Origin of the sequence: Cyanobium sp. LEGE 06143 (assembly GCF_015207535.1) — a bacterium.
GTDB lineage: Bacteria > Cyanobacteriota > Cyanobacteriia > PCC-6307 > Cyanobiaceae > NIES-981.
In genome coordinates, this window is record NZ_JADEWP010000171.1 from 1 (window position 1) to 5,782 (window position 5,782).

The 5,782-nt window shown below is 70.7% G+C and carries 7 protein-coding genes and 2 pseudogenes; 7 read left to right on the plus strand and 2 right to left on the minus strand.

All coding sequences use genetic code 11. From position 1 onward, the window contains the following. The 6 genes and pseudogenes from IQ216_RS11170 to IQ216_RS11195 all read left to right on the plus strand — a co-directional run. Positions 1–306, plus strand: a 306-nt coding sequence (locus tag IQ216_RS11170; RefSeq protein WP_304523982.1) for a ParB-like protein, incomplete at its 5' end; no start/stop codon positions are given. Positions 307–327: 21 nt separating this feature from the next. Beyond that, a pseudogene (locus tag IQ216_RS11175) lies at positions 328–624 on the plus strand (cation:proton antiporter); the annotation flags it as partial. Positions 625–686: 62 nt separating this feature from the next. After that, a complete protein-coding gene (locus IQ216_RS11180; RefSeq protein WP_193815521.1) occupies positions 687–941 on the plus strand; it encodes a hypothetical protein in 255 nt (84 codons plus the stop codon). Between the two features lie 95 nt (positions 942–1,036). Continuing rightward, positions 1,037–1,483 carry a universal stress protein gene (locus tag IQ216_RS11185; RefSeq protein ID WP_193815522.1) on the plus strand — a complete coding sequence of 149 codons (447 nt, stop codon included), beginning with the start codon at positions 1,037–1,039 and terminating at the stop codon, positions 1,481–1,483. Positions 1,484–1,547: 64 nt separating this feature from the next. After that, positions 1,548–2,183, plus strand: a complete 636-nt coding sequence (locus IQ216_RS11190; protein WP_193815526.1) for a TMEM165/GDT1 family protein — start codon at positions 1,548–1,550, stop codon at positions 2,181–2,183. Positions 2,184–2,204: 21 nt separating this feature from the next. Beyond that, complete coding sequence (locus tag IQ216_RS11195; RefSeq protein ID WP_228007424.1) at positions 2,205–2,888, plus strand: hypothetical protein; 684 nt, start codon at positions 2,205–2,207, stop codon at positions 2,886–2,888. Positions 2,889–2,892: 4 nt separating this feature from the next. On the opposite strand, the gene IQ216_RS11200 is transcribed toward IQ216_RS11195, so the two are convergent. After that, entirely contained in the window at positions 2,893–3,645 is a 753-nt protein-coding gene (locus IQ216_RS11200) for a phycobilisome rod-core linker polypeptide (protein WP_193815523.1), read from the minus strand. A 188-nt stretch (positions 3,646–3,833) separates the two neighbouring features. Here IQ216_RS11200 and bioA point away from each other — a divergent pair. Beyond that, positions 3,834–5,124 (plus strand): annotated as a pseudogene (gene bioA, locus IQ216_RS11205) (adenosylmethionine--8-amino-7-oxononanoate transaminase). Positions 5,125–5,143: 19 nt separating this feature from the next. On the opposite strand, the gene IQ216_RS11210 reads toward bioA, so the two are convergent. Then, positions 5,144–5,671 (minus strand): histidine phosphatase family protein, encoded by a 528-nt coding sequence (locus IQ216_RS11210; RefSeq protein WP_370566716.1) that lies wholly within the window; start codon positions 5,669–5,671, stop codon positions 5,144–5,146. Positions 5,672–5,782 lie beyond the last annotated feature (111 nt).

The window sequence follows — 5,782 nt, forward strand, 5'->3', positions numbered from 1 at the left end:
CTCTATGACGGCCGCGGCCTCGGTCCGCTGCCTGCCTCGGTGCTGCCGGACCAGCTGCTGGGCCTGCAGGACGACCCCTTCCGCAGCCTCGTGTGGCGCCTCAAGAAGGAGGGGGTGATCGAGCCGGCGCCCCTGATCCCCTTCCACGAGTTCCGCTGGGGCGCCTGGCTGCGCAGCCGCTCCCTGCCCCCCTTCAGCTCGGCTCAGCTGCAGCCGGCCCTGCCCGCCGCCCGCACCCTGGCCCGTTCCGCCGCCGCCAGCCACCTGGCCGGCTGGAAGAGCGCCCTGCGGCGGCGGAGCCCCTGAGCCATGCCCCCCAGCAGCGGCATGGCCGCCTTCCTGCACGGATCGCCCCTGGCGGTGTTCGCCCTGCTGCTCAGCCTGAGCGTGCTGGTTCCGCCCCTGGCCCGCTGGCTGCGGCTGCCCGATCTGGTGGGCCTGCTGGCCGCCGGCGTGCTGATCGGCCCCCATGCTCTGGGGTGGCTGCAGACCGAGGGCCCCACCGTGGGGCTGCTCTCCGACATCGGCGTGATCTACCTGCTGTTCATCGCAGGACTGGAGATCGATCTGGCCGAATTCGCCCGCATCCGCCAGCGCTCCTTCCAGTTCGGCCTGCTCACCTTCAGCCTGCCCCTGCTGGGGCGGCCGGCCTGGCCCTGGCCTACGGCTACGCGCCCCTGAGCGAGGTGGAGGCCCAGCTGGCCCGCTGGCAGCCCGGCGCCGAGGGCCAGGCGGTCTCGGTGGCAATCAAGGTGGACATCCGGCCCGACCAGAACATCGAAACCAGCATCGAGGACGCCGCCCGCAGCCACGACCTGGTGATCCTGCGGTCCCAGCGCCGCCTGGTGGCCGGCCTGCCCATTCCCGCCGGCGGCCGCATGGGAGGGCTGATGCGACGCCTGAGCATCTCGGTACTGGTGATCAGTGATCCGCTGCACTGAAGGCGCTGCCCTGAAGGCGCTGCAGCGGGAGTGCGCGAAGCCCGGGCGCCAGGCCAATGGCGGGGCTAAAACGGAGACAGGCACCGGGCTTCACCATGACGTTTCAACACCTGCTTGCCGCCACCGATGGTTCGGAGCTGTCGCAGCGGGCCCTGCTGCAGGCCCTGGCTCTGGCCAAGGCCCTGGGGGCTCGGCTGCGCATCCTGACGGTGGAGGGGACCTTGCCGGTCTCCCTGGTGGGAGCGGGAGAACTGGTGGACACCGGCGCCATCGAGGCGCTGATGAAGGCGGCCCAGCTGCAGTCGCAGCAGATCCTGGACGCCGCCGCCGCCACGGCGGAACAGGCCGGGGTGAGCGCTGAGGTGGTGAAACGGATCAGTGCCCAGCCCTCCATGGCGATCCTGGAGGAGGCCCGCAGCCAGGCCTGCGACCTGATCGTGATGGCCTCCCACGGCCGGCGCGGGCTGCAGGGGCTGCTGCTCGGCAGCGAGACCCAGCGGGTTCTGACCCAGAGCTCCTGTCCGGTGCTGGTGGTGCGTTGAGCGGGGGTGGCAGCAGCCGCTTTGGTGGTATTAAGAGGATTCGCTGGGAGCTGGGGCGGTGAGCATGGATCCGGGCCTGGCTGCCTTCGGCTCCGGCCTGAGTGGCATCACCGTGGCGGAGCTCGGCGACAAGACCTTCTTCATGGCCCTGATCCTGGCGGTGCGGCACCCGCGCCGCTGGGTGTTTCTCGGCAGCTTCGCGGCCCTGGCGGTGGTGACCCTGCTCTCCCTCGGGGTGGGCTACGGCCTGCGGGAGCTGCTGCCGGTGCGCCTGCTGCCCTGGCTGGCGGGGGGCCTGTTCCTGGTGTTCGGCATCCGGCTGCTGCTGGAGGCCCAGGCCCTGCCGGCCGATGCCGCCCGCGGCGAGGCCCTGGAAGCCGAGCAGGCCGTGATCGCCGCCGATCGCCAGCTGCTGAGCAGCCGTCCCCTGGCCGTGATCTGGGAGGCCTTCGCCCTCGTGTTCATCGCTGAACTGGGCGACCGCACGCAGCTGGCCACGATCGTGCTGGCCACCGCCCCCGGCTTCACCTTCGCCGGACTGCTGGCCGGCACCCTGCTGGGCCACGCCCTGGTGACGGCCCTGGCTGTGGGATCAGGCCGCTGGATCGGCGACCGGGTGGATGAACGACTGCTCTACCGCCTGGGGGGCGGCCTGTTTCTGCTGTTCGCCGTGGTGGCCTTCCACCAGGCCCTGGGCTGACCCTTACGCTGCCCAGCAACCTTGCGTGAGCTGGTGGTGGTGAAGGACGAGAGCTGCAGGACCGAGGAACTGCAGGCCCTGGGCTGGTCCGCGGAGGAGCTGCGCCGCTATGAGGAGCTGTGGGAGTACCGCCAGCGCTGGGGAGCGATCAACCTCGAGCCGGAGGATCGGGCCTTCCTGCGCAAGGCCGAGGCCCTGCTGCCCAAGCGCCAGAAAGGGAAGTCGGCCCAGAAGAAGACCCTCCAGGAGAAGTCCCACTACCGCTGGCTGGCTCTGCACCGGGACGCCATGGCGGCCAGCCCGGCCGAGCAGCAGCTGGCCGAAGGGGAGATCGGTGCCTGGCGCGTGCTGCTGGAAGAGGAGCTGGCCGTGCTCGATCACTACCAACCCGTGCTCGGCCTGCCCGACACCCTCAAGGCCCGCACCCTGCAGGAGCGGCGGGAGGCCTGGATCGCAGCACTGGACGAGACAGCCTCCAGCCTCAGCTTCGACTTCCAGGCCCCGGTGGCGGAGTTGAAAGCACGGGAGAGCACCAGCTGGAAGCCCCTGCGCGGCGAGGCCAACAGCGACCAGAGCTATCCCGTGCTGACGGCCGAGGCGGCCAGGAGCTTCCGGGCCAGCATCCGTCAGGAGCTGGCCGCCGCCATCAGGGAGAGCTTTCCCTCCCTCCAGGACAGCGACAAGCCAGCCCCCCCCAGCCCCTGAGGGCTCAGGTGCGCAGCATGGCGACCACGGTGATCAGCCCGACCACACTGAGGAAGCCCACACCGAAGAGGATCGTGGCCGACCAGATCTTGCGGGCCAGGGGGCTGGGCTGATCGCGCAGCCAGGCGGGCCTGGGCACACCGGGCTGCCAGGGGCTGGAACCGGCGGAGGGCAGGCGGCGGGCATTGGTGTCGCGCCAGTAGGCCCCGTAACGGGGAGCCTGCTGGTTGAAGGGGACCTGGCCCACCGCCTTGCCGGCCAGGGTGCGGGAGCGCTGGAACGGCACCTGATCGTCGCCGAACTGGCAGAGGTACTCGTCGGACTCCAGCAGGGCATCCACAAAGGCGGGCAGCCCCTGTTCAGCGATCAGGAKCGACCAGGCGATCCGCTCCTGGTCGCCGTACACCGGCCGGCCCAGCACCCGGCCCACCACCTGCTCCACGATCTGGTAGTTGCTGTTGCAGCGGTAGAAGTCCTGGCGGAACTTCTCGGAGAGCAGCAGGCCCCGGATGAAGTCGCGCATGCGGATCTGGCCTGAGCGCAGTTGCGACTCCAGCACGGGGTCGCGGTCGCTGCGGAAGGCGTGGAAAAAGATCTGGCGGTAGGCCTGGTCGATCTGCACATCCACGCTGGCGGGATCCTGGGTCTGCGTCAGGGCGAAGGGGGCCCTCAGCGGCGACTCCTCGGTGGCCGGCATGAAGTTGGCGACCCGGGCGTTCACGGCCGTGGGCTTGACATCCAGCAGGGGCAGAGCCATGGAAGGGAGAAGAGGGCGTTGAGGGAAGGTATCCAGCTCCGTCCAAAATCTGACGCTGCCTGGGTAAAAAATCACAGAGCGTGACCTCAGTGCATGGACCTTTGTTGCCGCGGCCGAGCAGACTCTCCCCTCGCCGGCACGCAGCCCGTCTGAGACAGCCCACCATGCAGCTGAACGTGCCGCTGACCATGCCGCAGGACTTCGATCCTCAGCCCCGCTGGCATCCGCACCTGTGGCACCCCACCACCCAGGTGGCCACGGCGCCGGTGCCCCTGCGGGCCGTGGCCGGCCGTGGCGCCCTGCTGGAGCTCGATGACGGCCGCACCCTGATCGACGCCATCAGCAGCTGGTGGGTGACCCTGCACGGCCATGCCGAGGCCAGCATCGCCGCGGCCGTCAGCGCCCAGAGCCAGGCCCNTCGAGCAGGTGATCTTCGCCGACTTCAGCCATGGCCCGGCCGAGCGGCTGGCGGAGCGGCTCAGCGCCCTGACGGGGCTGGAGCGGCTCTTTTTTTCCGACAACGGCTCCACGGCGGTGGAGGTGGCCCTCAAGATCGCCTGGCAGTGGTGGCGCAACCAGGGGGCGGAGCGCCGCCAGCTGGTCGCCTTCGAGGGGGCCTACCACGGCGACACCGTGGGGGCCATGGCCGTGGGGGCCCGCTCCCTGTTCACCACCCCCTTTGATCCATGGCTGTTCTGCGTGGCCCGGGTCGACTGGCCCCACACCTGCTGGCACGACGCCAGCGTGGAGACCAGGGAACAGGCGGCCCTGGAGGCCCTGGAGCGGGCCCTGGCCGTGCCCACGGCGGCGGTGATCCTGGAGCCCCTGATCCAGGGAGCTTCCGGCATGGCGATGGTGCGGCCGGCCTTTCTGCAGGCGGTTGAGGCGAGGGTGCGGGCCAGTGGCGCCCTGCTGATCGCCGATGAGGTGATGACCGGCTTCGGCCGCAGCGGCGTCCTGTTCGCCTGCCAGCGGGCGGGCCTCCAGCCCGACCTGATGGCCCTCTCCAAGGGGCTCACCGGCGGCTTCCTGCCCATGGGGGTGACCCTGGCCAGCGAGCGGCTCTACCAGGGCTTCGTCAGCAGCGACCCGATGGCCACCTTCTTCCATGGCCACAGCTTCACCGCCAATCCCCTGGGTTGCGCGGCCGCCCTCGCCAGCCTCGACCTGCTGGAGGCCTGCCCGGAGCGCTACGGCAGCTTCGAGGCGCGCCACCGGCCCCGGCTGGAGGCCCTCAGCCGCCACCCGCTGGTGCGGCGTCCCCGCTGCCTGGGCACCGTGGCGGCCTTTGACGTGGCTGTGAACCAACCGGGCTACCTCAGCGCGGTGGGCCGCCAGATTCAGCGCCACTGCCTGGCGGAGGGGGTGTACGTGCGACCCCTCGGCAACGTGGTGTACCTCCTGCCGCCGCTCTGCCTCGACGAGGCCCAGCTGGAGCGCTGTTACAGCGCTCTGCACTCAGCTCTCGATCAGCTCTGAAACAGAGCCGACGTCCCCGTCAGCCGGGGCCCGCCACGGGGGCATTCCAGCAGCCCAGAGCCGGGATGCCCCGATACCACGAGAGCACTGAGCGTGAGGAGGTGTCCAGCAGCAGCTGGGCACCGGCCGCCGCCGGCAGATCCAGCCAGCGGGCCGCCAGCACCCGCAGCAGGTGACCGTGGGCGAACAGCACCACCGGCCCCTCGGCCGCGCGGGCCCTGGCGATCACCCGATCCGCCCGGCGGGCCACCTGGCCCGGGGATTCCCCCTCCGGGCAGCCATGCCGGAACACCAGCCAGTCCGGCGCCTCGGCGTGGATCTGGTCTGTGGTCAGCCCCTCGTAGCGGCCGTAATCCCACTCCCTCAGATCGGGGTCGATGACGGCCCGCTCCGCCAGCCCCGCCAGGGCACAGGTCTGGCGTGCCCGCTGCAGCGGGCTGCAGAGCACCAGGGCGAAGGGCCGCGCCGCCAGGGCCGGCTGCAGCTGACGCGCCTCGGCTTCGCCCCGCGCGCTGAGCGGCAGATCAGTGCGGCCGGTGTGAGACACCTGTATCCTGACAACCTCCGCTGAGCGAAAATAGCGGTGCGGTGGAACGTCCATTCCAACCACCTGAATCACGCTCGGGGTTGGCAGCAGTGCGGCACGCAGAAGCAGTCC

Excerpts from the sequence above, each read along its gene's own strand:
- IQ216_RS11190 (WP_193815526.1), top strand. The coding sequence starts at position 1,548 with ATGGATCCGGGCCTGGCTGCCTTCGGCTCCGGCCTGAGTGGCATCACC.
- IQ216_RS11185 (WP_193815522.1), top strand. The coding sequence starts at position 1,037 with ATGACGTTTCAACACCTGCTTGCCGCCACCGATGGTTCGGAGCTGTCG.